The organism is Polaribacter aquimarinus, from assembly GCF_003129485.1.
In the GTDB taxonomy this organism is placed as follows: domain Bacteria; phylum Bacteroidota; class Bacteroidia; order Flavobacteriales; family Flavobacteriaceae; genus Polaribacter; species Polaribacter aquimarinus.
Genome location: NZ_QFFG01000001.1, coordinates 631,966 through 657,443, shown reverse-complemented (window position 1 = coordinate 657,443; position 25,478 = coordinate 631,966). Strand labels below are relative to the sequence as shown.

General features: G+C 31.0%; 12 protein-coding genes. All 12 read left to right on the top strand.

All coding sequences use genetic code 11. The features are described from left to right. Nucleotides 1-71 precede the first annotated feature (71 nt). Entirely contained in the window at nucleotides 72-3,599 is a 3,528-nt protein-coding gene (locus tag DIS07_RS02610; RefSeq protein ID WP_109403656.1) for a sulfatase-like hydrolase/transferase, read from the top strand. 139 nt (nucleotides 3,600-3,738) lie between these two features. Then, nucleotides 3,739-5,841, top strand: coding sequence for a BNR-4 repeat-containing protein (locus tag DIS07_RS02605; RefSeq protein ID WP_109403655.1), 2,103 nt, complete (start codon nucleotides 3,739-3,741; stop codon nucleotides 5,839-5,841). Nucleotides 5,842-5,866: 25 nt separating this feature from the next. After that, nucleotides 5,867-7,717 carry a DUF5060 domain-containing protein gene (locus DIS07_RS02600; RefSeq protein WP_109403654.1) on the top strand — a complete coding sequence of 617 codons (1,851 nt, stop codon included), beginning with the start codon at nucleotides 5,867-5,869 and terminating at the stop codon, nucleotides 7,715-7,717. Between the two features lie 178 nt (nucleotides 7,718-7,895). Beyond that, on the top strand, nucleotides 7,896-9,605 hold the full coding sequence (locus DIS07_RS02595; RefSeq protein ID WP_181374516.1) for a T9SS type A sorting domain-containing protein: 1,710 nt from the start codon (nucleotides 7,896-7,898) through the stop codon (nucleotides 9,603-9,605). A 33-nt stretch (nucleotides 9,606-9,638) separates the two neighbouring features. Next, a complete protein-coding gene (locus DIS07_RS02590) occupies nucleotides 9,639-9,824 on the top strand; it encodes a hypothetical protein (RefSeq protein ID WP_109403652.1) in 186 nt (61 codons plus the stop codon). 235 nt (nucleotides 9,825-10,059) lie between these two features. Next, complete coding sequence (locus tag DIS07_RS02585) at nucleotides 10,060-12,579, top strand: T9SS type A sorting domain-containing protein (RefSeq protein ID WP_181374515.1); 2,520 nt, start codon at nucleotides 10,060-10,062, stop codon at nucleotides 12,577-12,579. A gap of 119 nt (nucleotides 12,580-12,698) precedes the next feature. After that, a complete protein-coding gene (locus DIS07_RS02580; RefSeq protein WP_109403650.1) occupies nucleotides 12,699-13,358 on the top strand; it encodes a hypothetical protein in 660 nt (219 codons plus the stop codon). Next, nucleotides 13,355-16,309, top strand: coding sequence for a glycoside hydrolase family 2 protein (locus tag DIS07_RS02575; RefSeq protein WP_109403649.1), 2,955 nt, complete (start codon nucleotides 13,355-13,357; stop codon nucleotides 16,307-16,309). The genes DIS07_RS02580 and DIS07_RS02575 overlap by 4 nt, the downstream gene beginning before the upstream one ends. A 142-nt stretch (nucleotides 16,310-16,451) precedes the next feature. After that, nucleotides 16,452-17,810 carry a family 43 glycosylhydrolase gene (locus tag DIS07_RS02570; protein ID WP_109403648.1) on the top strand — a complete coding sequence of 453 codons (1,359 nt, stop codon included), beginning with the start codon at nucleotides 16,452-16,454 and terminating at the stop codon, nucleotides 17,808-17,810. Nucleotides 17,811-17,819: 9 nt separating this feature from the next. Continuing rightward, on the top strand, nucleotides 17,820-20,087 hold the full coding sequence (locus DIS07_RS02565) for a glycoside hydrolase family 3 N-terminal domain-containing protein (RefSeq protein ID WP_109403647.1): 2,268 nt from the start codon (nucleotides 17,820-17,822) through the stop codon (nucleotides 20,085-20,087). Between the two features lie 7 nt (nucleotides 20,088-20,094). Then, nucleotides 20,095-21,231 carry a glycoside hydrolase family 88/105 protein gene (locus DIS07_RS02560; protein ID WP_109403646.1) on the top strand — a complete coding sequence of 379 codons (1,137 nt, stop codon included), beginning with the start codon at nucleotides 20,095-20,097 and terminating at the stop codon, nucleotides 21,229-21,231. An 82-nt stretch (nucleotides 21,232-21,313) separates the two neighbouring features. Beyond that, the gene (locus tag DIS07_RS02555) at nucleotides 21,314-25,378 is read left to right on the top strand and encodes a hybrid sensor histidine kinase/response regulator transcription factor (protein ID WP_109403645.1); all 4,065 of its coding nucleotides are present in this window, start codon (nucleotides 21,314-21,316) and stop codon (nucleotides 25,376-25,378) included. The last annotated feature ends 100 nt before the right edge of the window (nucleotides 25,379-25,478 follow it).

Sequence of the window (25,478 nt, the reverse complement as noted above, 5' to 3'; positions counted from 1 at the left end):
CTTACTTTTATCAACTATCAAACTTATGAAAAATCAAAATTAAAACAATTAATATTTTAAGAAAACAAGATATGTTTAAAAATAGTTTTTTACTAGCACTACTATGTGTTTTTAATGGTTTACTTTCAGTAAACGCTCAACAAAAAACGGATTCAGAGAAACCTAATATAATTTTTATCCTAACAGATGACCAACGTTTTGATGCTATTGGTTATGCAGGAAATAAATTTGTGCAAACTCCAGAAATGGACAATTTGGCAAAATCTGGAACTTATTTCAATTCGGCTATTGTTACCACTCCAATTTGTGCAGCTAGTAGAACTAGTATCCTAACAGGGTTGTATGAGAGAGCTCATAATTTTAATTTCCAAACTGGTAATGTAAGAGATGAGTATATGGATAACTCTTATCCAAGATTACTAAAAGATAACGGATATTATACAGGTTTTTTTGGAAAATATGGTACTAGATACAATCACTTAGATAAGCAGTTTCATGAGTATGAATCTTATGATAGAAACAACCAGTACAAAGATAGAAGAGGATATTACTATAAAACTATTGGTAAAGATACGGTTCACTTAACAAGATATACTGGTCAAAAAGCATTAGATTTTATAGATAAAAACGCTAGTGGAGATAAACCTTTTTGCTTGTCGCTAAGTTTTAGTGCACCCCACGCACATGATCGTGCTCCAAAACAATATTTCTGGCAAGAACCATTAGATGCTATGCTAGAAGATACTACAATTCCAGAACCTGAATTAGGTAGTGACAAATACTTTTTGGCACAACCAAAAATTGTTAGAGATGGTTTTAATAGATTACGTTGGACTTGGAGATATGATACTCCAGAAAAATACCAGCATAGTTTAAAAGGATATTATAGAATGATTTCTGGAATTGATTTAGAAATCAAAAAAATACGTGCTAAACTTAAAGAAAAAGGACAAGATAAAAATACTGTAATTATCTTAATGGGAGATAATGGTTATTTCTTAGGAGAACGTCAGTTTGCAGGAAAATGGTTAATGTACGAAAACTCAATAAGAGTTCCTTTAATTGTTTTTGATCCAAGAGTAGAACAACATCAAGATATAGATGATATGGTATTGAATATAGATGTACCACATACTATTGTTGATTTGGCAGGTATAGAAGCCCCTAAAACATGGCAAGGAAAAAGTTTAATGCCAATTGTTAATAAAGAAAAGAAATCTATTGAAAGAGATACTATTTTAATTGAGCACATTTGGGATTTTAAAAATATTCCACCAAGTGAAGGCGTAAGAACTAAAAAATGGAAATACTTTAGATACGTAAATGATAAAACTATTGAAGAGCTTTACAATTTAGAAAAAGATCCACAAGAAATTAAAAACCTAGTAGGTAAAAGAAAATACAGAAAAATTTTAGCTAATTTAAGAGCGAAAACTGACGAGTTGATCAAGAAAAATAGCAACAAGTTCAGAGCGGCACCTACAGATTTAACAGTAGAATTAATTAGAGAACCAGGTTCAGAAGTTAAAGTATTTGACTTAAAACCAGAATTTGGATGGACAGTTCCTTTAGGTGCTAAATACCAAGGAGCCTATCAAATTTTAGTAGCATCAAACAAAGCAAGTATAGATGCAAATAATGGTGATGTTTGGGATAGTGGTAGAGTAGCATCTTCAAAATCTACAGATGTTGAATATGGAGGTACAGCCTTAGAAGTTGGTAGAACTTATTTCTGGAAAGTACGCATTTGGGATGAAGCAAATAGATTGGTAGATTATGCAGAAGCTCAAAAATTTACCACAGGAAAAAGTGAGAGTTACATCATTTCAACCGAAAATAAATTCATCACCACAAAAGTTAAACCTGTAAAATTTGAAAAAAGAAACAATTTCTATTTCATCGATTTTGGAAAAGCAGCATTTGCTACAATGAATTTTACTTACAATGCAAAAACACCACATACGTTAACTGTAAGAGTAGGTGAAATGGTTGATGATAAAGGTAATGTTAGAAGAATTGTTCCAAAAAGAAGTAATATTCGTTATCAAGAAATAAAAGTAGATGTAAAGCCTGGTAAAACTCAATATCAAATAAAAGTTCAAACTGATGAAAGAAATACGAGACCTAACAAAGCGGTTCCATTACCAGATGGTTTTCCTCCATTAGTTCCTTTCAGATATGCAGAAATAGAAGGTTCTCAAGAAGAATTAAATGCAGAAGATTTTACACAATTAGCTTTTCATACCTATTGGGATGAAGAAGCAAGTAGTTTTAAAAGTAACAATGATATCTTAAACCAAGTTTGGGATTTATGTAAATACTCTATTAAAGCAACAACTTTTAATGGCTTATATGTAGATGGGGATAGAGAGCGTATTCCTTATGAGGCAGATGCGTACTTAAATCAATTAAGCCACTATACTACAGATAGAGAGTTTGCAATGGCACGAAGAACCATAGAGTACTTCATGAAAAACCCTACTTGGCCTACAGAATGGCAACAACATGTACCTTTATTAATTTATGCAGATTACATGTATACTGGTAATACAGAATTAATAGAGCGTTATTATGAGCCTTTAAAGCATAAATCTTTGTTTGAACTATCTAATGAAGACGGTTTAATTACTTCTACAAAAGTTGATGCAGCATTTATGAAAAAGTTAGGTTTTCCTGACGGATACAAAAAACCTTTAACAGATATTGTAGATTGGCCAGGAGCTCGTTTTGCAGGTAGTAAAACAAAAGGAGAGCGTGACGGATTTGTATTTAAACCATATAGTACTGTAATTAATTCTTTCTTCTATGAGAATATGAAAATTATGGCTGAGTTTGCTAAACTTTTAGGAAAAACGCAAGAAGCTTTAGATTTTGAATACAGAGCAGCAAAAGCAAAAAAAGCCGTTAACGAACAAATGTTTGATAAAAAAAGAGGTGTTTATGTTGATGGTATTGGTACAGATCATGCTTCATTACATGCCAACATGATGCCTTTGGCTTTTGGTATAGTTCCAGAAGAACATTATAAATCTGTTGTAAATTATGTAAAATCTAGAGGAATGGCTTGTAGTGTTTACGGAGCTCAGTTTCTAATGGATGGTTTATACAATGCTGGCGAAGAGGATTACGCTCTAGAATTGTTAGCTAGTAAAGCAAAAAGAAGTTGGTATAATATGATTAGAGCAGGTTCTACAATTACTTTAGAAGCTTGGGATTATGAGTATAAAATCAACTTAGATTGGAATCATGCTTGGGGCGCAGTTCCTGCAAATGTAATTCCTAGAGGATTATGGGGTATAAAACCAAAAACTCCTGGTTTTGGTATTGCTACGATTAAACCTCAAATGAGTAAATTAAGAAATAGCGAAATTACTGTACCAACTGTAAGAGGAGCAATAAAAGCAAAATATACTTTTAAAGGCAAACGTTTACAAGAATACGAAATTGAAATTCCGGGAAATATGGTAGCTGAATTTTCTTTAAATGATATAGGTGGTAAAGATTTAATCCATAATGGAGAAAAAGTTCCGTCAGCATTTACTTCTATTCGTTTAGCACCAGGAAAACATATTATTCAATTAAAAATAAATTCTTTTTAATATTATTATGTGTACTGTAATTTATTAAAAACTTAATCGACTGAACAAAAGGTAGTTTCTTACTACCTTTTGTTGTTTTAAATAGAAAAATAAACTTAGAAAACAAATGCTAAATATTGTCTATTAAATTCTTCTTTTCATGAAAAAAATACTTTTTATAATAGTAACTATTGGTTTCTTAAATACAATTAATGGGCAAAAACAATTTTCAGCAACTTTAAATAGTACAACAAAAGTTTCTAAAGAAGGAGAAGGTGGGTTGTATTTTGCAGGTACAAAAAATGTAAATTATCGTTTTTCTCAAAGAATATCACCACATGGAGATTGTATAGATGTAGTAAACGGTTTTGCTTTTGTAACTTGGTATAAAGGAGGTATGGATCAACGTAACTTAATGTTGTCTCGGAAAAACTTAAATGTAGCAGATTCGCCTTGGGTAACTATAGAATTTCCTCACAAACATGTTGGTCAATCAGGAGAAATTTTAAAAGGAACAGGTATTAGAGGAGATTCTCATAATACTGCAGCCATTGGAATAAGTACCATAGACAATACCATTCATATTATTTATGATATGCATGCTTACAATAAAACTAGTTTACCAAACGATTTTTTTAATTATTCAGTTTCAAAAAAAAATATGGCTTTTGTTTCTGATGCTGAATTTACTTTAGATATTTTTAATACAAAAAGAAACTATTTAAAATCGGGTCAGGATTACGAAAGAATGACGTACCCTATGATTCATAGGGCAGATGATGGAAGTTTAGTGGCAAGATATAGAAAAGGAGGTTCTGGAAATGGAGATATTTTATTGGCACATTATAATGGTACTTCTTGGTCTAACAATTGGTTGTTTCACGAGGGTACTTTGCCATTACCAAACAGAAATAATATGTATGGAGGAGAACGTTTTTTAAACGGAAAATTCTACTCAGGTTTTTCAATACGGTATGCCAATAACAATAATGATAACCCAACTAATGGTTATGCGTATAATAGTGGCTTGTATTTTGCGTATACAAACCAAGTTCCCAAAAGTCAATCTAGCCAATGGTTTAATGCAAATAACCAGGCCATTACATTACCAATAAGAAATAATATAGATAAAAACTCAGACCCAGTAAAAATAGGAGAACCTGGTGATGATTTTGGAACAGCAACCAACCCAAGAACTACTTCAGACCCAGCCTGGACAGTAACTAAAAATGGAGCCATACATTTTATAACACGTGTAGATAATCAAAATGTTCATTATTATAGAGCAGCTGGTACTTCAGAATTTTCTAAAAATAAGGGAGGATTAATACCAAACCCTCAAGTGCGTGGAGAAATTTATAGCTACCAAGGTTTTGTGTTTATGGTTGAAATTATTTCGGGAAAAGTAGTTGTCAAAGTTACCCCAGAAGGAAAAAACGATTGGTCAACAGTATATTCAGGAACAGAAACGATTCGTTTCAACCACTTTGATGCGTTTGTAGAAAACGATAAATTGTATGTGTATTTAATGCAAGATACTAGAAATAATACAGTGGGTGAAGGTGATAAACGCCCTCTCTATTTTCAGGAATTTACTTTAGCCGTTAATGATAAGAGTAATACCATTGGTGTAGAAGCAGAAGATTTTACAACAGCTTCATCTGGAATAGTGGTTACTGACAATGCAGCTGCTTCAGGAGGTAAATATATTGGAGAATTTAGAACGAATGAATTTTTAGAGTATAATTTTCAAATAAATGCCGATAAAGCAGGTGTGTATGACTTTAATTTAATTGCATCCAATAGAAATAGAGACGATTCTACAATGGATATTAATATTAACGGAATGATATACTTTGGTGTTAATATTACCAGAACTTTTGATTGGGATATTTTTAAAGCTTCTACAATACCAAATATTACATTAAATGAAGGAGAAAATACCATAAGAATAACACAAAAAAGGTCTTTATCAAGCAGGCCAGATAAAATAGAATTAGTGTTAAAATCTACTTTAAATACTGATGTTTTCAGCAAAGAAGCTATTGCAATATATCCAAATCCAAGTAGTGGTATTTTTAGAATAAAAACAAGTTTTAAAAACATAACTTACCAATTGGTTAATATTCAAGGGAGTGTTTTGGAAAAAGGAAAAGTTGAAGAAAATCAAATAGATTTTTCAAAATATAATAGCGGAATCTATTTTCTAAGATTAAACTCAGCAAATAAAACTACTTTTATTAAAAAAATTCTTGTAAAATAGACTAACCATTTTAAATGATAAGACGATGAATCCTCAATTAAAGCATCTAATATTTATTTTAAGCACTATTTTTTTTATAGCATGTAATCAGCAAAAAGAAATTAAAATAGAGGGTGAACTCAAAAAATGGCACAGAATTACACTAAATTTTGAAGGACCAGAAACGAATGAGTTGGCAGAAGATAACCCTTTTTTAAATTACAGATTAGAGGTGATTTTTAAAAACGGAAATGAGGTATTTAAAATTCCTGGTTTCTTTGCGGCTGATGGTAATGCAGCTGAAACAAGTAGTAGTAAAGGAAATATCTGGAAAGTGCGTTTTACACCCAATGCAGTTGGCGAATGGACGTTTACAACATCCTTTAAAAAAGGAAAAAATATTGCTGTTGCAAACAATTTAGATAAAGCTACTAGTGCAGGTTTTATGGATGGTCAATCAGGGAAATTTCAAATAACCAATACAGATAAAACAGGAATTGACAACAGAGCAAAAGGGAAACTTCAATATGTAGGAGAATCGTATTTAAAGTTTGCAGAAACGCAAAAATACTTTATCAAATTAGGAGTAGATGCTCCAGAAAATTTATTGGCCTATACAGATTTCGATGTTTCTACAAACGCTTTAGGTTTTCAAAAAAAATGGCAACCTCATGCCAAAGACTTTGATGTAACTGCGGCACCTTTTGTATGGCAGAAAAATAAAGGAAAAAATCTTTTAGGGGCTATTAATTATTTGGCAAATGAAGGTTTAAATGTATTTTCTTTTTTGACCTTTAATGTAGATGGTGATGACAGAAATGTTTTTCCTCATTTATTAAAATCATCTATTGTAGAATATGAAGAATATGCAAGTAAAAAGAAAAATAAAGAAGCTTGGGAAACTCACTTTCATAAAACACGTTTCGATGTTTCTAAACTAGCACAATGGGAGCGAATTTTTGAATATGCAGAAACTAAAGGGATGTTTTTACACTTTAAAACCCACGAAACTGAAACCGATCATCTAATGGATAAGGGCGTTTTTGGAATAGAAGGTAAATTGTACTACAGAGAGTTAATTGCCAGATTTGGGCATCATTTGTCGATGAATTGGAATTTAGGTGAAGAAAACAATCAACCTATACCAGAAGTTTTAAAAGTTGCCAATTACGTAAGAAACTTAGATGCTTACAAAAGTCACTTAGTTATTCATACTTTTCCAAATAAAGATCATAGATATGCAGATTTAATTGGGAATCAATCTCCATTAACTGGCGCTTCTTTACAACTGAGTCATCCAGATTTTAATGATGTGCATCCAAGAGTACTAAAATGGAGGTCAAAATCGAATGCTACAGGTAAAAAATGGGCAATTGCTGTTGACGAACCAGGTAAAGCAAAAATTGCCTTATTACCAGATGATGAAGATCCTGAGCATAATTTTGCAAGAGGTAGGGCTATGTATGGTACTTTATTTGCAGGCGGGTATGGTGTGGAATGGTATTTTGGGTATGCAAGCCCAAACTCTGATTTAACCTGTCAAGATTTTAGAAGTAGAGATTTGTTTTGGAAACAGAATAAATATGCTTTAGACTTTTTTGGTAAAATTCCATTTTGGGAGATGCAGCCAAAAGACAACTTAATAGAAAATAAAACCGCTTATTGTTTAGCAAAAGAAAACCAGGAGTATGCTATATATACAGAAACAAATGCTAACAAAATTAAATTAGATTTAGGAAATTCGAATCAAGAGTTTCAAATATTTTGGTATAACCCTAGAAAAGGAGGAGAGTTGCAAAGAGGTAACCTTACAACGGTAAAAGCTAAAGGGGTTGTAAATCTTGGTAATCCACCGTCAGAAAAGGAAAAAGACTGGTTGTTGCTGCTCAAAAAATAGCATTTAGAATAAAATATAGTAACAAAATTAACCTATTTCTATACTATTTTACCAAAAAGCAGTATTGTACAGGATACTCATTGTTAAAGAAACTGTTAAAATTGTGACAATATTTAAACTAATCTGAACTAATATTAATATTCCTTTATTTTTATTGGTCAAAAATCAAATGACAATTATGAAAAAAATTTTACTTACAATGTGCTTTTTTGCTTCTGTAGTAATTTCTGCACAGACTTTTACAGCAAACAAAGATGGTGATTGGACAGATACTACTTTATGGACAATAACAGGAGCCATTGATGCTAGTACTTTGCCAACGGCAGATTATGATGTGGTTCTTCCTACAGGAATGGCCGTTAGGGTTAAAAATGGTGTATCAGCAAATATGAAATCTTTAACTATAGGTGGTAGTGGAGCTCAGCTTAGAATTGATAATGGATCAATAGTAAAAGTTACTGGTGCTGTACATATTACAAGATCTCAAGATGGTATTGCAATGTATGCCCAAAGTGGTCCTTTAGGTTCATTTACTTATGGAAGTGTTACCCAGAATAAAAGAATTTTTATTAGACCTAGATTGGCAGCAAACAATAAGTGGGCTTTAATATCATCTCCATTAAAAGAGTCTAGAATGAATGAGATTGCAGAAAAAAATAGTTCTAATGTAGTAACAAGTGGTACTGATATAGGTCTTGCTTCTTATGATGATTCTCAAGGAACTGATTTAAAATATGTATACTATCAAACAGCTAATAGTCCTCATGCTAATTCTGCACAATTAACACAGGGTAAAGGGTATTCTATTTTAATTAATAATGCGGGAGACAATACTAAGCCAGATCATTATCAAAGAGGTCTACTTGTGGATGCTTGGCCTATAAATATTACTTTGTCAACAGGAGGTAATGGATTTAATTTATTAGGTAATCCATTAACAGGGTTTTTAAATGTAAATTCTAACGCTCACGCTACGAATAATATTTTAACTGCAAATAATGGTATTTTGTCTGAAGCTACGGTTTGGTTTTGGGATAGTGTAAATTCTGCGTGGATTACAAAAAATCAAAGTGATGCTGCTTACAAAATGCCAGGTGTGCAAGGATTTTTTGTAAAAGCGAGTTCTGCAAGTTCTTTTACTTTTACAAAAGCAATGCAATCTGACACAGGTGATGCTTTCTTAAAATCATCTGCTACATCTAATAGATTTGAAATAGATTTAAATGTAACAATTGGTAAACAAAAAAGAAGTGCATCTATAAGATATATAGATAACATGACTACTGATTTTGATAATGGTTACGATAGTTCTACATTTGGAGGGTATGGATCTTCATTCGAAGTATATACAAACCTTGTAGGAAAAGATAGTGGTAAGAAATTAGCAATTCAGTCTTTACCAAATGCTAATTTCGAAGATATGATTATTCCTGTTGGAGTAACTGCAAATGCAAATTCAGAAATTACTTTTTCTGCTAAAGCTTTAAATGTGCCAACAGGTTACAAAGTGTTTTTAGAAGATAGATTAAACAGCACGTTTACAAGATTAGATGAGGTAGATGCAGAATATACAGCAACAGTTACTGAAAAGACTACAGAAGGTCGTTTTTATCTTCATGCAAGAACTAGTGCATTATCTTTAGATTCAGAATTATTAAATAGTGTAAGAATCTATAAATCTAATACTTCTACGTTAAAAATTGTTGGTTTATCTCAAGGAAAAACAAATGTTAGTTTATATAATGTTATAGGAGAGCAAGTATTAAAAGCTTCTTTCAATGCTAATGGTACTAAAGAGATTTCTTTACCTAGATTATCTTCAGGTGTTTATGTTGTTCAATTAGAAACTGAAACTGGAAAAGTAAATAAAAAGATAGTTTTAGAATAATCGAATAAAAAGTAACAATAAAAACAAGATATCATGAAAAAAAATATAGAGACAATTCAAAATAACGAACAAGAAATCACGCGTAAAGAAGCAATTAAGAAAATTGGAAATTACGGTAAATATGCAGCATTAACTGCATTAGGTACTTATATGATTTTAAACCCACAAAAGGCTCAGGCGCAAAGCCCTGAAGATCCAGGATCAGGATTCGGTGATTAATCTTATGTTAATACTAAAAAAAAGGCACCAATTTATTATATAATAAATTGGTGCCTTTTTTTTGATAAAACCTTTTGTTTAATTAATTAAAAAAGACAATATAATCTAATAGCTATTATAAATGACAAGATGTTATCTTTTACATGATAGTTCAGGATGCCATTGCCATGAGTTTTATGAAATTTTGTAAAATTAATAAGTTAGGTTACTATAAATCGTTATGAGAAAAAATATATTGAACTACGTCTTACTTTTTGCTTTTTTGTTTTTGTCACTTTTTATAAATGCTCAGTCAGCAGCGGCAGACGAAGATACTGGTACTTATACTACTTGTAATCCAGATGGGGAAAATGCTACGAGAACCTCAAATGATTTAACACCTCGCGCTAATGTGGGTACTATTGATGATAGAAGTTGTTATGCCAATTATAAAGAGAGTATTCTTTACGGCAAAACTTGGGGTATATATAATATTACACACAACTCTAATAAACAAGATACAAACGGACTTCAGCCTCGAATAGAACGATCATTATCCAGGTCTCAGACTACCGGAGTCGGTAGTTATGCAAAATTTACAGGAACTCTTAGAATTCTTGAAGTAGGTAAAACTAACAATACTAATAATGATGGAACTTATTTTATGCAAGCTAAGGGAAAACACACTGGAGAAGGTGGTTCTACAGATCCTGCTATTTGTTTGTATTTGGCAAAACCTGTATATGGTCCAGATGGTAATGGTAATCAAGTACAGGTATCATTTAATATTTACAGGGAACAAATAAAGTATAGAGGAGGTTCAGGGGCAGCCGGAAGAGATGTCGTTTACCTTACGAATATAGCAAAAGATGCTTTAACCACCATAGAACTTAAGGTGGGCTTTAAACAAGATCCTGCAGATTCCTCAAAAAAAATACATTATGCAGATGCAATAATAGGAGGGACAGCTTTTAATTGGGAAATTCCAGAACCAGAGAGAGGAACACAATCAGGTATCAGGTATGGAGCATACAGAGTTAAAGGAGGTAGAGCCCAAATTAGGTGGGCAGACACAACTTATGAAAAAGTAGAAAATGCATCGTCAGGAGTAACTATTACTTCTGCGGCAACAGGAGATTGGAATACTGGATCTACTTGGGTTGGTGGAAATGTGCCAACAATTAATGATGATGTAATTGTAAACCATGTGGTTACAGTAGAAAGAAATGGTGTTGGGGCTCATGCTAAGTCACTTACTTGTGGTGCAAGTCCAGCGCAACTTATTGTAAGAGAGAACACATCAGTAACAGTTACGGGAAATATTAGTTTGTCTAGATCAGTAGATGCAATAATATTCTATGGACAACAAGTAAATGGTAAAATAGGAACAATAACTTTTGGAGGAACATATACTTCTGGAAGAAGAACTCAAATAAGAAAAAGATTAACACAAGATAAATGGTTTTTAATTTCTAATCCTTTTGTTACCCCTAAAGTAGAACATACCACTGGGCATACCAGTACAAAATTGCGAACTAACGGGACAAAGCTAGCATTTGCTTCTTACGATGATAGTAAAGTTGTAGGTTCTAAATATACATATTTTGATACAGGAGCTACCAGCGGACAGCTTGGTTTTTTTGATAGTGCTTCAACGCTTGGAAATGCTCAAGGATATTCGATTAGTGTTAATGCTGCAGATGTAAAAGATGATTACGTAATGCAAGGAAAACAGCATGATGGTTCTGTATCATATGCTTTATCTACAGGCGGTAATGGTTTTAATTTAGTAGGAAATCCGTACATTTCATATCTATATGCTAATGATGCTGCTAGTATTGCAGATGGAACTGAAAACATTTTAAAACTTAACGGTTCATTAGGTTCAGATTTATTAGTAGAAGATACTATTTGGCTTTGGGATGGAGATAATGGGGTTTGGATAACAAAAAATAGAGGAGGTGCTAAATATCATATTAATCCTTTACAAGGCTTTTTTGTAAAAGCAAAATCTACGGGTAATTTTACTTTTAATAAGACTATGGAAACTCATGCTTCTAATAGTGATGTTTTCTTGAAAAATAGTGATAATAGATTTGAAATAGATTTATCGATAGCTAAAGGAAAGAAAAGAGTTAGCACTTCTATCAGATATATGGACAAGATGACAACAGATTTTGATAACGGTTACGACAGTTCTATATTTGGAGGTTATAGTTCTTCATTTGAAGTATATACAAATCTTGTAGGAAAAGATAGTGGTAAGAAATTAGCAATTCAATCTTTACCAAATGTTGATTACCAGAACATGATTGTACCAATTGGGGTAAATACAGATGCAAATTCGCAAATTGTTTTTAAAGCAGATGCTTTAAATGTGCCAATAGGCTATAAAGTATATTTAGAAGATAGATTAAACAGCACGTTTACAAGATTAGATGAGGTAGATGCATATTATACAGCAACAGTTTCTGAAAAGACTACAGAAGGTCGTTTTTATCTTCATGCAAGAACTAGTGCATTATCTTTAGATTTAGAATTATTGAATAGTGTAAGAATTTATAAGTCTAATATTTCTACGCTAAAAATTGTTGGTTTATCTCAAGGGAAAACAAATGTGAGTTTATATAATATTATAGGAGAGCAAGTATTAAAAACTTCTTTCCATACCAGCGGTTCTAAAGAGATTTCTTTACCTAGATTACCTAAAGGTGTTTATGTCGTTCAATTAGAGACTGAAACAGGTAAGTTAAATAAAAAGATAGTTTTAGAATAATCTAAAAAGAATTAATACTTTTTTCTAAGAATAACCTAACACCACAGGATATTATATTTGTTTTCTGCTTTTACTTTAGCTTTAAATTATATCAAACTAATATTAAGCAGTAAACAAAGATGAATTACATATTAAGAATCATATTATTAAGTTTGTTTTTTGCATATTTTGGGTGTAAAACACATCAATCTCACTTAAATAAGATTGCTACCAAAGATTTTGTTTTTATAGAAGTAGAGAACACACAATCTAACTTAAACAAATGGCAAATTGTAAAAAAAGGAAATCTAAATTATGTCAAGGGAGCTTCTAAGGAAACTTACTTAGAATTTATGGGCAATAAAGCAATTACTGGTAAGCCCAATTCTCCTTTAGAATATAAATTTACTTCCCCAAAAACCGGCAACTTTAAATTGATGCTAATGACTAGCAAAAGATTAGAGGGGGTTAAGAGTGACTGGTGCAACGATGCTTTTGTAAGACTATCAGGAGATTATGAATCTGCAAGTAAATTGAACACAGAAGATTTACAAAAGGACATCAAAATTTTACAAGATGGTAATGATGAAGTGCCAGAACTAGAGTGGCATTGGGCATCTACTGCAGAAAAAGATAGACATGTTTATAATGAATTTATTTATAAACTAAAAGAAGGAGAAACTTATACGTTAACCTTATCAGGAAGGTCTAAACGTTTTAGTGTAGATTATATCGTATTATACGATACAGATGCATTTGAAACTAAAGAAGCAAAAAAACAATTTAAGATTAAGAAATGATTAAAAGAAATCTACTTGTAATTTCAATACTAAGTTTTGTATTTATAATCAATATAAATGCGCAAGAAACTAGAGTTAAATACAACTTTAATCCAGACTGGAAATTTATTAAGGCAAACCCAACCAATGCGCAAGTTGTTAATTATAACGATGCTTCTTGGAGTACCGTAAGTGCACCTCATACTTTTAATGATACAGATACTTTTGATGATTTAAGTATCGGAAAACACATTGGAGAGAAAAATCAGTTTAGAGGAACAGTTTGGTATAGAAAACACTTTAAATTACCAAAATCAGACGCTGGTAAAAAAATATATATTGAATTTGAATCTGTCCGTCAAATTGCAGATGTTTATATTAACGGACAATATTTAGGAACCAACAAAACAGGTTTTATTCCTTTTGGGTATGATCTTAGTTCTTATTTAAATTATGGTGATAAAGAAAATATCATCGCTGTTAAGGTAAATAACGATAGAGGAGAACATTTTAGAGACAATTTTCCATTAGTTTGGCATCACGAACATTGGCACCCAAATCATGGGGGTATTTATAGAAATGTCTTTTTACATGTAATGGATCCTGTTCACATTACTTTACCTTTATATGATAATTTAAAAACTGTTGGGACTTATGTTCATGCAAAAAACATATCAAAAAAGAAAGCTAATGTTTATGTTACAGCAGAAACGGTTAACGAGTCTAAGAAAGATAGAAAAATAACTTTCGAAGCTAAAATTGTTGATGCCAATGGTAAAGAGGTAAGTTGCGAAAGAAAAACAGAACTTTTAAAAGCTGGTGAAACAAAGACTTTTGCAACTAAAAACAAAGTAACCAAACCTAAACTATGGTATACACGTAGGCCATACATGTATAAAGTGGTAACTACCTTAAAAGAAGGTGATAAAGAATTAGATTCTTACACAACTCCATTAGGAATCAGGTCTTTTTATTTTAGTAAAGACACAGGCTTTCACAATAACGGAGAGTATGCTAAATTACATGGTTGGGGGCAAAAACCAACTGCTGGATGGGCAGGTTTAGGAGCAGCACAACCAGATTGGTTAAAAGAGTTTACCTATCGTTTGATGGACGAAGCTGGTGGTAATTTTATTCGTTGGGGACACTGTGCTGGTTCTCCAGCAGAAATAGCTATGGGAGACAAGTACGGTTTCGTAACATTAATGCCTGGTGTGAGTGGAGAATCTGAAGATGAAGGAGAAACATGGGATATTAGAATAGCTGCGTTTAGAGATATGATTGTATATTACAGAAATCATCCATCAATTTTTATTTGGGAAGGTGGTAACTGGGCTGAAACTGCTGCGCACTACGAAGAAATTTTAAAAATTATAAAAACGTATGATCCTCATGGAAAAAGATTAATGGGAAATAGAAGAGCGGATGTTAAAAATGATTCAGAAGCTTATATTTCGATAGAAATTGGTACAGAAGGTTGGCAAAGAGAGTATGCGCATTTACCATTAATAGAAAGTGAGTATTTAAGAGATGAAGGACCAAGACGTGCTTGGGATAAATTTACACCAGATGATAATTTTTGGACACATCCAAATTTATCAAGAAATGTATATAAAATAGGTTCAGAGGTTTTTGCTATTCGTCAAGTAGAAGATTGGTGGGAGAAAATGGGTAAAAAATCATACCATAGTGGAGGTGCAAACTGGGTGTTTACAGATGGTACTCATGGAGGCAGAAACCCTACAGAAGTAACTAGAGCCAGTGGTGAAGTAGATGCAGTAAGATTAAAAAAAGAAGCTTTTCATGCAACAAAAGCAATGTGGAGGCCAGAAGCTCAAATTCATGTAATTGGGCATTGGAATTATGCAGAAGATACCCAAAAGACAATGTATGTGGTTTCTAATTGTACTAAAGTAAAATTATATATTAATAATAAATTAATTGGGACAGATGAAAAAGCAGACAATGGATACTTGTTTAAATTTCCAAAAGTAAAATTTGAAGCTGGAGAAATAAAAGTAGAAGGATACTTAAATGATAAGCTTTTAGTTTCTCAATCTAAAAAAACAATTGGAGAGCCAGTAGCTATTAAGTTAACACCAATTGTTGGGCCAAAAGGATGGATGGCAGATGGTTCTGATATTGCTTTAGTAGATTTTGAAGTAGTTGATAAAAATGGTGATAGATATCCTTTAGGGAAAAACACTGTAAATTTTACCATTTCTGGTCCAGGAATATGGAGAGGAGGTTATAATAGTAGTAAAGCAAATACAACAAATAATCAATTTTTAGATGCAGAAGCAGGAATCAATCGGGTAGCTATTCGTTCTATGTTAGAAGCAGGAGAGGTAACTATTACAGCTAAAAGCGAAGGATTACAATCTGCATCGGTTACCATTTCTTCTAAAGGTGTAACTATTAGTAATGGAATGTCTAAAGAGCTTCCGCAAACGTACACGGTTGATTTTAATAGTGAAGAACCATTACCAATTTACACACCCAAAACAGAACCTTATAATCCTGCACGAGTTAATAAAAGTGACTTGTTTACGAAATTTAGTTATACTGGAAATGGTAAAGCAGCTTTAAGAAAAAATGTACATTGGGGAAAGAAAACCTATACAGATTTAGAGTATAATTATACAGTAATACCTCGTTATTTAGTGGGCGCAGAATATGTAAGAATGCCAAATTCGGATGGGAAATATTGGGCAAGAGATCAGCTGCAATTTATTGCAGGAGCAGATATGGAAATTTATATAGGTCATGATGATAGAGTGCCAAGACCAGCATTTTTACTAAATGATTATAAAGACACTGGAGATGATGTAAATCTTGTAGGTGTTAAAATGTCGCTTTTTAAGAGGGTAGCTAAGAAAGGAGAAAGTATTATTATGGCAGGAAATAGTGATGGAGAAGTTCCGGACGATACAAGAATGTATTTTGTAATTGGAAAGAAAATAAAAAAATAAAAAAAAATTAATTAAAGATTTTTTGAAAAGAAAAGTATCTTATACTATATAACCATTATAGTACAGGATACTTTTTTTTATGATAGACTTTACTTTTATTATTTGAATTTACACAGTAAAAATAGATAACCACAATAAAATTATGAGAAAGAATAAGAAATTTAAAATACTGATTTTCATATCATTATTTTGTTTTTTAGAATCTTTTGCTCAAAATCCAATTGTACCCAACAAAGGATTAAACGATCCTCATATTCATATTTTTAACGATACGGCTTATGTTTACGCTTCTCATGATAAATCAATAAAAAACAAAAAGTTTATTATGGAAGACTGGTGGATCTGGTCTTCTCCGGATTTAGTAAATTGGTCAAAGAGAAGTGTTTTAAACCCAAAAGATACCTATATTGGTAAAGATTTTACTAGATGTTGGGCAACAGATGTTGCCTATAGAAACGGTAAATACTATTGGTATTTCTCTGAAGGAAATCAACAAACAGGAGTTGTTGTTGGAGATTCTCCTATAGGACCTTGGAAAGATCCTTTAGGGAAACCACTATTAACTTCAGAATTAACACCTACAGACGAATATGATATGGCTGTTTTTGAAGAAAATGGAGAGCATTATATTATTTTTGGAGTTTGGGAATATTATATTGCTAAATTGAATTATGATATGATTAGTTTGGCAGAAAAGCCAAAAAAAATTATCATCAACAACCCAAAAGGACCTTACAACCAAAATGGTAAAAATTTAGAAAAGCCAACTGACGATAAACCTTTTATTCACAAATACAATGGAAAATATTATTTATCTTGGGGTTGTTTTTATGCAATGTCAGATAATTTATATGGACCTTATGATTATAAAGATTCAGTAATCAAAGCAGAAAGTTTTGCAAAAGGATATGATGCTCCTACTTGGCCAAATGGATTTTTACAAGGAAGACATGGTTCTTTTTTCGAATGGAATAATCAATGGTATTACACCTATTGTGATATTAGTCAGACTGGGAATCGTTACTTTAGAGATACATTTATAAGCTACGTACATTATAAAGAAAATGGTGAAATGGCTACCATTAGAGTTGATGGAGTTGGTGTGGCAAATTACAATGGAAATTCTACAATTGAGGCTGAAGATTTTTTTAAAGCAGAAGGGATTGCAAAAATTGAAATTGATAAGGGTTTTGCTATTCAAACAAATGCTAGTAAAAGCTATGTAACATACTCGAATGTAAAAGGTTTAGAAAATAAATCAAAATTAACGTTAAAAACATTAGCTAAAAATGGAGGGAAATTCTCCATAAAAATTTTAAAAAATAGTTTAAAAGGAGATTTGATTGGATTTAAAAGATTTGATATTAATAAAGAAGTAAATCAATTTTCAAAAATTTCTTTCAGGCTTAAAAAATTAAAATCAAAAGAAAATATTTATATAATTATAGAGCAATTAACAGATAATCAACTACAAATTGATTCATTTACATTTTCAAAATAATCACAACTAATGAAAAAATTACTAATCCTATCTTTAACAATTATCCTTTTTTCCGCTTGTGGAGAATCTACATCAAAAAAAGATTACAAAGACAAATCTTTATCTATAGATGAAAGAGTTGACGCATTATTACCTTTAATGTCTATTGAAGAAAAAGTAGCACAAATGCGAATTTTTCATGCGAACATTGGTACAAAACCAGATAAAGACGGAAATTTAGTGTTATCTAAACGAGTTATTAAGAAATTAAAATTAGGTATTGCAGGGATTAAAAATCCAGGTGAACATATAGATCCTGTTACTGCTGCTAAAATGAATAATGAACTTCAAAAATATATCATTGAAAACAACAGATGGGGTATTCCTGCTTTGTTTGTAACAGAATCTTATAATGGTGTAGATGCAGAAGGATGTACATTGTTTGGTCGTCCTATGACATCTGCAGCTTCTTTTAATCCTGAATTGGTACAAAGACAATGGGATGTTGTTGGTAAAGAAGCACGATTAAGAGGAATGCACATGTGTCATTCCCCAGAGGCAGATGTAGTTAGAGATCCTCGCTTTGGACGTATGAGTGAAGCCTTTGGAGAAGATACTTATTTGGTAACACAAATGGTAAAAAGTGCTGTTAAAGGAGTACAAGGAGATTATAAAGGTTTAGGAGCAGGAACACATATTGGAGCAGTTGCTAAACATTTTGCAGGTTACGGTCAAGTATTAGGAGGTTCTAACTTTGCTGCGATAGAAATTTCAGAAAGAACTTTAATTGATGAAATTTATCCTCCTTTTGAAGCAGCTGTTAAAGAAGCAAAAACGTTAGGAATTATGGCTTCTCATGGTGATTTAAATGGAGTTGCATCTCATGGGAATAAAGAGTTGTTAACCGGTGTTTTAAGAGATCAATGGGGCTTTGAAGGTTATGTAGTTTCAGACTCTAATGATATAGCACGTTTATTTTACTTTATGAAAGTTGCTGAATCTCCAGAGGCTGCTGCACAAATGGGATTAGAAGCAGGTATAGATATCGATTTATATGCAGAAGATTCGTATTCATATTTGCCAAAAATGGTAAAAGATAATCCAGAGTTAGAGAAATTAATAGATAGATCTGTAAGACGTGTTTTAAGAACCAAATTTATTTTAGGGTTGTTTGATAATCCTTATATCGATTTGGAAGAAACAAAAAAAGGAGTTCGTTCTGATTCATCTTTAAAACTAGCTAGAGAATCAGATTTAGAATCTGTGATTCTACTAAAAAATGAAGAAAATACCTTACCTCTTAATAAAAATAAATCAACAAGGGTTGCACTTTTAGGACCTTTATTAAAAAAGAATACTAAAGAAATGTTTGAATCTGCCGTAGGTAATAGTAATATTAAATTTATTGCAGAGAAAGGATTTACCTTAACTAATGAAAAGGGTGGTGCTCCAGAATTGTTACCTAGAAACCCTAAAGCAATTGCTAAGTTGGTAAACATTGCAAAAAAGTCAGATGTAGTGGTGCTGTTCTTAGGAGGTGATAAATTTACAGCAAAAGAAGCATATTTTAGTAACAGTACTTTAGGAGATAGAGCTACTATAGATCCAGTTGGACCACAAGATGAGCTTGTAGAAAAAATTACTGCCTTAGGGAAAAAAGTAATTGTGGTTTTAAAGCATAGAAGAACATTATCTATTAACACTATAGCTGCTAAAGCAGATGCGATTTTAGATACCTGGGATTTAAGTGAATTTGGTGATGAATCTACAGCAAGAATCATTTTTGGAGAGGTTTCTCCTTCTGGAAAATGTCCTGTAACTATTCCTAGATCAATTGGGCAGTTGCCTTATCATTATAGTATGAAAGAAATCAACTATAAAAAAGAGTACTTATTTTTAGGAAAAGGACCTTTGTATCCTTTTGGGCATGGTTTAAGTTATGGTAAGTTTGATTATACTAATATTAACGTATCGAATTCAGAAATAACACCAAATACTGAAATTACTGCAAGCGTAACTGTTACCAATTCAGGTAAAGTAAAGGCTAAAGAAGTAGTACAAATGTACATTAAAGATGAAATAGGTTCAGTTACGAGACCAGACAAAGAATTAAAAGGTTTTGAGAAAATTGAATTAGCTCCAGGAGAAAGCAAAACAGTATCATTTACAATTACTCCAAAAATGTTAGAATTTACAGGTAAATCAATGGAAAAAGTTTTAGAAGCTGGAGATTATACTGTAAAAATAGGAACATCATCAAAAGAATATATAGAAACAAAATTTAAATTAAAAAAATAAGCTAAAAATGAACAAATCAATCTTAACAATATTAGCTATTGCACTAACACTTTTTAGTTGTTCAGTTTCACAAAATACGGTTGCTCAAACATCTACGGATTTAGATAATGCAGCAATTAAAAAATCAATGATCAAAGCTTTAGAATGGCAAGAAGCACATCCTGTTTTTGCAATTCATCCTACAGATTGGACAGCAGGAGCCTACTATACAGGTGTTGCTAGAGCGCATAAAACAACAAAAAACATGATGTATATGGCTGCTTTAAAAAACCAAGCAGTTCAGAATAATTGGCAGACTTATAAAAGATTGCATCATGCAGATGATGTGGCTATTTCTTACAGTTATTTGTATATATCAAAAGCAGAAAAGAGGAGAAATTTTGTTGATTTAGAACCGACAAAAAAGTTCTTAGATGCCCATTTATTTGAAGATGATAACTGGAAATCAGGAAAAAATCCTGGTAAAGAGGGAAAAACTATTTTATGGTGGTGGTGTGATGCTTTATTTATGGCTCCACCAGTCTTAAACCTTTATGCAAAGTATACGAATCAACCTAAATATTTAGAAGAAATGCATAAATTTTATATGCAAACTTATAATCAGTTATATGATAAAGAAGAAAAGTTATTTGCAAGAGATATGCGTTTTGTTTGGAAAGGAAATAAAAAGGATTTGAAAGAGAAAAATGGAAAAAAAATATTTTGGTCTAGAGGAAATGGTTGGGTTCTTGGTGGTTTAGCATTGATTTTAGATGATATGCCAAAAGATTATGAACATAGAGATTTTTACGTAAATCTGTATAAAGAAATGGCTGCTAGAATTCTTGAATTACAGCATGAAGATGGTTTATGGAGAACAAGTTTATTAAGCCCTGAGTCTTTTAATCATGGAGAAGTTAGCGGAAGTGGATTTTATACTTTTGCTTTAGCATGGGGTATTAATAATGGTTTTTTAGATAAAAAACACGCATCAGCTGTTAAAAAAGCATGGAAAGGATTAGCTGCTTGTCAACATGAAGATGGTAGAGTTGGTTGGGTTCAAAATATTGGGGCTTCTCCTGAACCAGCATCTGCAGATAGCTGGCAGAATTTTGGTACTGGAGCCTTTTTAATGGCTGGAAGTGAAGTACTAAAGTTAGATTAATAATCTATTTAAATAAAACAATAATAAAAAATCGAGGAGTATATCCTCGATTTTTTTTATATTAAAGACTATTTTAAATTTAATGCATAGAATTTTAAAGCTATTTTGTTTTCAGTTTTTTTACATCTTTATAGGCTTTTGTTTTGCTCAAAATAAAGCTTATAAATTTACTCAAATAACAGAAGCTAATGGTTTATCTCAAAATTCAATAATTGCCATTCATCAAGATAAACTTGGCCAGGTTTGGATTGGTACAAAAGACGGTTTAAACAAGTACGATGGTGAAGAATTTAAAGTTTTTAAACATCAAAAAGAGAATAAAAATTCAATAAGTAATAATGGCATTCTTAGTATTGAAGAAGAAGAAGGTTTTATTTGGGTAGGAACTTCTTTTGGATTAAATAGGTATGATCCTAAAAAAAATGTTTTCAAAAAATATTTTATAAACGAAAAGAAAAAATTTTTAGGAAGAAATATGATTTGGGCAGTTAAAAAACTATCCAACGGACAATTATGGATTGGTTCCTCAAACGGAATTTCTATTTATGATAAAAAGTCAGATACCTTTAAGCAAATTCTAGATAAAAAAAGAATCACTTCAATTTATGAAACAAAAAGTGGATCAGTTTTTATTGGAACCACAAATGGGATGTTACAGCTAAGCTCAAGTTTAAATGATAATTATTATTTTACAACAATTAAACACACAGAAGAACTTCATGTTAACGATATTATAGAAAGTAAAAAAGGTACTATTCTTTTAGGAACTCAAACAAAAAATGTTTTAGAATACAACCAAAAGAAAGGCGAACTTTCACCTTATTTTACCGCAGATATTTTAATAAATAAAAACAAAAACGTTAGAAAATTACTTTTTGATGATAAAGATTTCCTCTGGATAGCAACTTATAACGGGCTTCAAGTATCTAAAAACAAACAAAATTTAGTAGCTCTTTATAACAATGATGAAGACCATAAATCGATAAATGATAATTTTATAAAAACTTTATTTAAAGATAACATGGGTTCTGTTTGGGTAGGAACTTATTATGGCGGTTTAAATATTTGGAATAGTTTTAATAAAAATTTTATAGATATTGCTCAAAAAACTTCTAAAGAAGGTCTTAGTTTTAAAGTAGTAAGTGCTATAAAAAAATATAAAGATTATCTCTTTTTTGGTACTGAAGGAGGAGGTATTACAATATTAAATAAGAAAACAAACGATGTAGCTTATATAACTACAAAAAATGCAAAATTGCTTAAAAGTGATAATATTAAAGCGCTTTGTATTACAAAAAATGAAAAACTTTGGATTGGTACTTTTACAAATGGTATTTCTATTTACAATTTAAAAACCAAAGCATTTGAACAAAATCCTTTTCCTGAAAGGCTAGTTGCTTTTTTAAAAAATGTAGGAGTATTAAGTATTGTGCAGTATGATGAGCATCATATTCTTTTAGGAACCAATTATAAAGGATTAATAAAGTACAATTTAAAAAAGAACTCTTTTAAACTTTTCGATTCTAACTCAAAACCTAAAGGCCTTACAAATAACAATATAAAGTCACTAAAAGTAGATTCGAAAAAAAACATTTGTGTGGGTACATTAAGAGGTTTAAATATAATATCTACTAAAGAAGAAGTTACTCGGTATATTTACGAATCTGACCTAAAGGTAAAATTTGAAATAAATACAATTTTTGAAGATAAAAACGGAACTTTATGGATAGGAACTTTTGAAGACGGTCTTTTTAAATTTAATAATGATCAATTTGAACCTATTGATTTAAAAATTGGTGAAATTAGTGTTAATGGAATAAGAAGTATTGTTGAAGCTGAAAACAATACATTTTGGATAAGTACTTACACACAGGGGCTCTTAAAGTACAACCATCATCAAAATAAAATCGTTTCTTATTATACGAATAAAGAAGGTTTAATTAGTAACCAATTTAACCGAGATGCTAGTTTACGAGTTGGTACATCAGAATATTATTTTGGAGGTCCGTCTGGTGTAACCTACTTTAATGAAAACAATTTAGTTGAAAACACCTATACGCCTCAGGTAATTATTACAGATTTTAAAGTAAATAATCAATCTATTTCTGTTGATAAGCAAAAAAGTGTACTTAAAAACACCATTTCTTACACTAAAGAAATCGAATTGAATTACAATCAAGGAAACTTCAATTTATCTTTTGCCATACCAAATTTTATTAATCCAGAAAGTAATAGTTATGTATATCGTTTAAAAGGTTTAGATACAGATTGGATTAAAACTACTAACAATTATGCATCTTATACAATTCAAAAACCTGGAAATTATACATTTGAAGTAAAAGGCATTAATAGTGATGGGTTTATAAACAACACTCCAACATTATTACAAATAAAAGTAAACCCTGCCCCTTGGTTTAGCTATTGGGCATATACTTTTTATGCATTAATTATTGGTATAACATTGTATTTTTTGTTTAGGATTTTAAAATCAAAAACAAAACTAAAATATCAACTAGAGTTAGAGCAAATTAAAGCAGAAGAAATTGAGAAAATAAACAATTCTAAAATTGAGTTTTTTACAAATTTATCACACGAATTTAGAACTCCATTAACATTGATTACTGGTCCTTTACAACAAATATTAGATAATTATAGAGGTGGTAGTCAAATGTTTAAAAAGCTAAAAGTTATCGAAAATAATTCCAATCAGCTACTAAATTTGATCAGTAGATTAATGGATTTTAGAAAATACGAAAAGAAATTAATGACTTTGCAAGCATCAGAAAATAATATTGTAGAGTTTGTTAAAGAAATATATTTGTCGTTTTCTGAGTATGCAAAAAGTAAAAACTATGAGTATACGTTTCATACTTCTTCAGAAAATATTAAGATATATTTTGATAGTGTAAAACTAGAAAGTGTGTTTTTTAATTTAATTTCTAATGCATTTAAATATACTCCAGAAGAAGGTGTCATAGGTATTAGTATTATTGAAAAAAATGACAAAGTAATTATAAGTATTTCAGATACTGGCATTGGAATACCTGAAGATTATAGAAATAAAATTTTTGATCGCTTTTTTGAAATTTCAAATAAAAAAGTGAAAAATGATTACAAAAAAGGAACTGGTATTGGATTGTCAATTGTAAAAAACATCCTCAATTTACATAAAGGAAAGATACATTTAACCAGTAATACAGAAGAAGAAAACTCAGGTTCTGTTTTTTCAGTCGAATTTTTAAAAGGAAAAGCACATTTAAGTAGTAAAGATATTGCCAAAGATAATTTTTCTAATCACGATATCTCATTTTATGAAAATCAGTTAAAAGAAAATCATTCTATTGAAAAAAATGAGAATTATTTTGAAGAAGTTTTTTCAGAACAAAAAGCATCTATACTTTTAGTAGAAGATAATGAAGAACTACGAACTTTTATGCGTAATTTTTTGATTGAAACGTATAATGTCTTTGAAGCAGAAAATGGAAAGATAGCCTATAAAATAGCCAAAAACGAACCTATAGATATTATTGTTAGTGATGTTGTAATGCCCATTACAAGTGGTACAGAATTATGTACTTTAATTAAAGAAGATATCAGAACAAGCCATATTCCAGTAGTTTTATTAACTACCAGATCTTTATTAATGTATAAACTAGAAGGTTTAGAATATGGTGCAGACGATTACATTAGTAAACCTTTTAATATTAAAGAATTCAAATTACGAATATCTAATATGTTAAAATCAATAACTCGTTTAAAGAGAAAAGTAATAAATCATCCTATAACACTGCCCGATGATTTGATAATGTCTTCTTTGGATGAAAAATTGTATAAGAAAGCGCTTAATATTATTGAGAAGAATATTAGTAATGAACAATTTGATATTCTATTTTTTTGTGAAGAATTGGGCGTAAGTAAAACTGTATTATTTACAAAAGTAAAAGCTTGGACAGATTTTACACCTAAACAATTTATACAGTATATCAGGTTAAATCGTGCAGCCATATTATTAGAACAGGGAAAAATGAATATTACTCAAGTTAGTACTAAAGTAGGGTTTAGAGATCGTAAATATTTTAGTAGAATTTTTAAGAGTAAGTTTGGTAAAACGCCGAAAGAATATGCAGAATCTTTTTTAGAGTATTAATTTCCTTTTCATCCATTTAAATTTACTACTTAAGCTGTTAAAAAGAAGTTTTATCCACCTTTTTAGGAGTTTTCTACCCTGTTTTCACAGTAATTTTGAT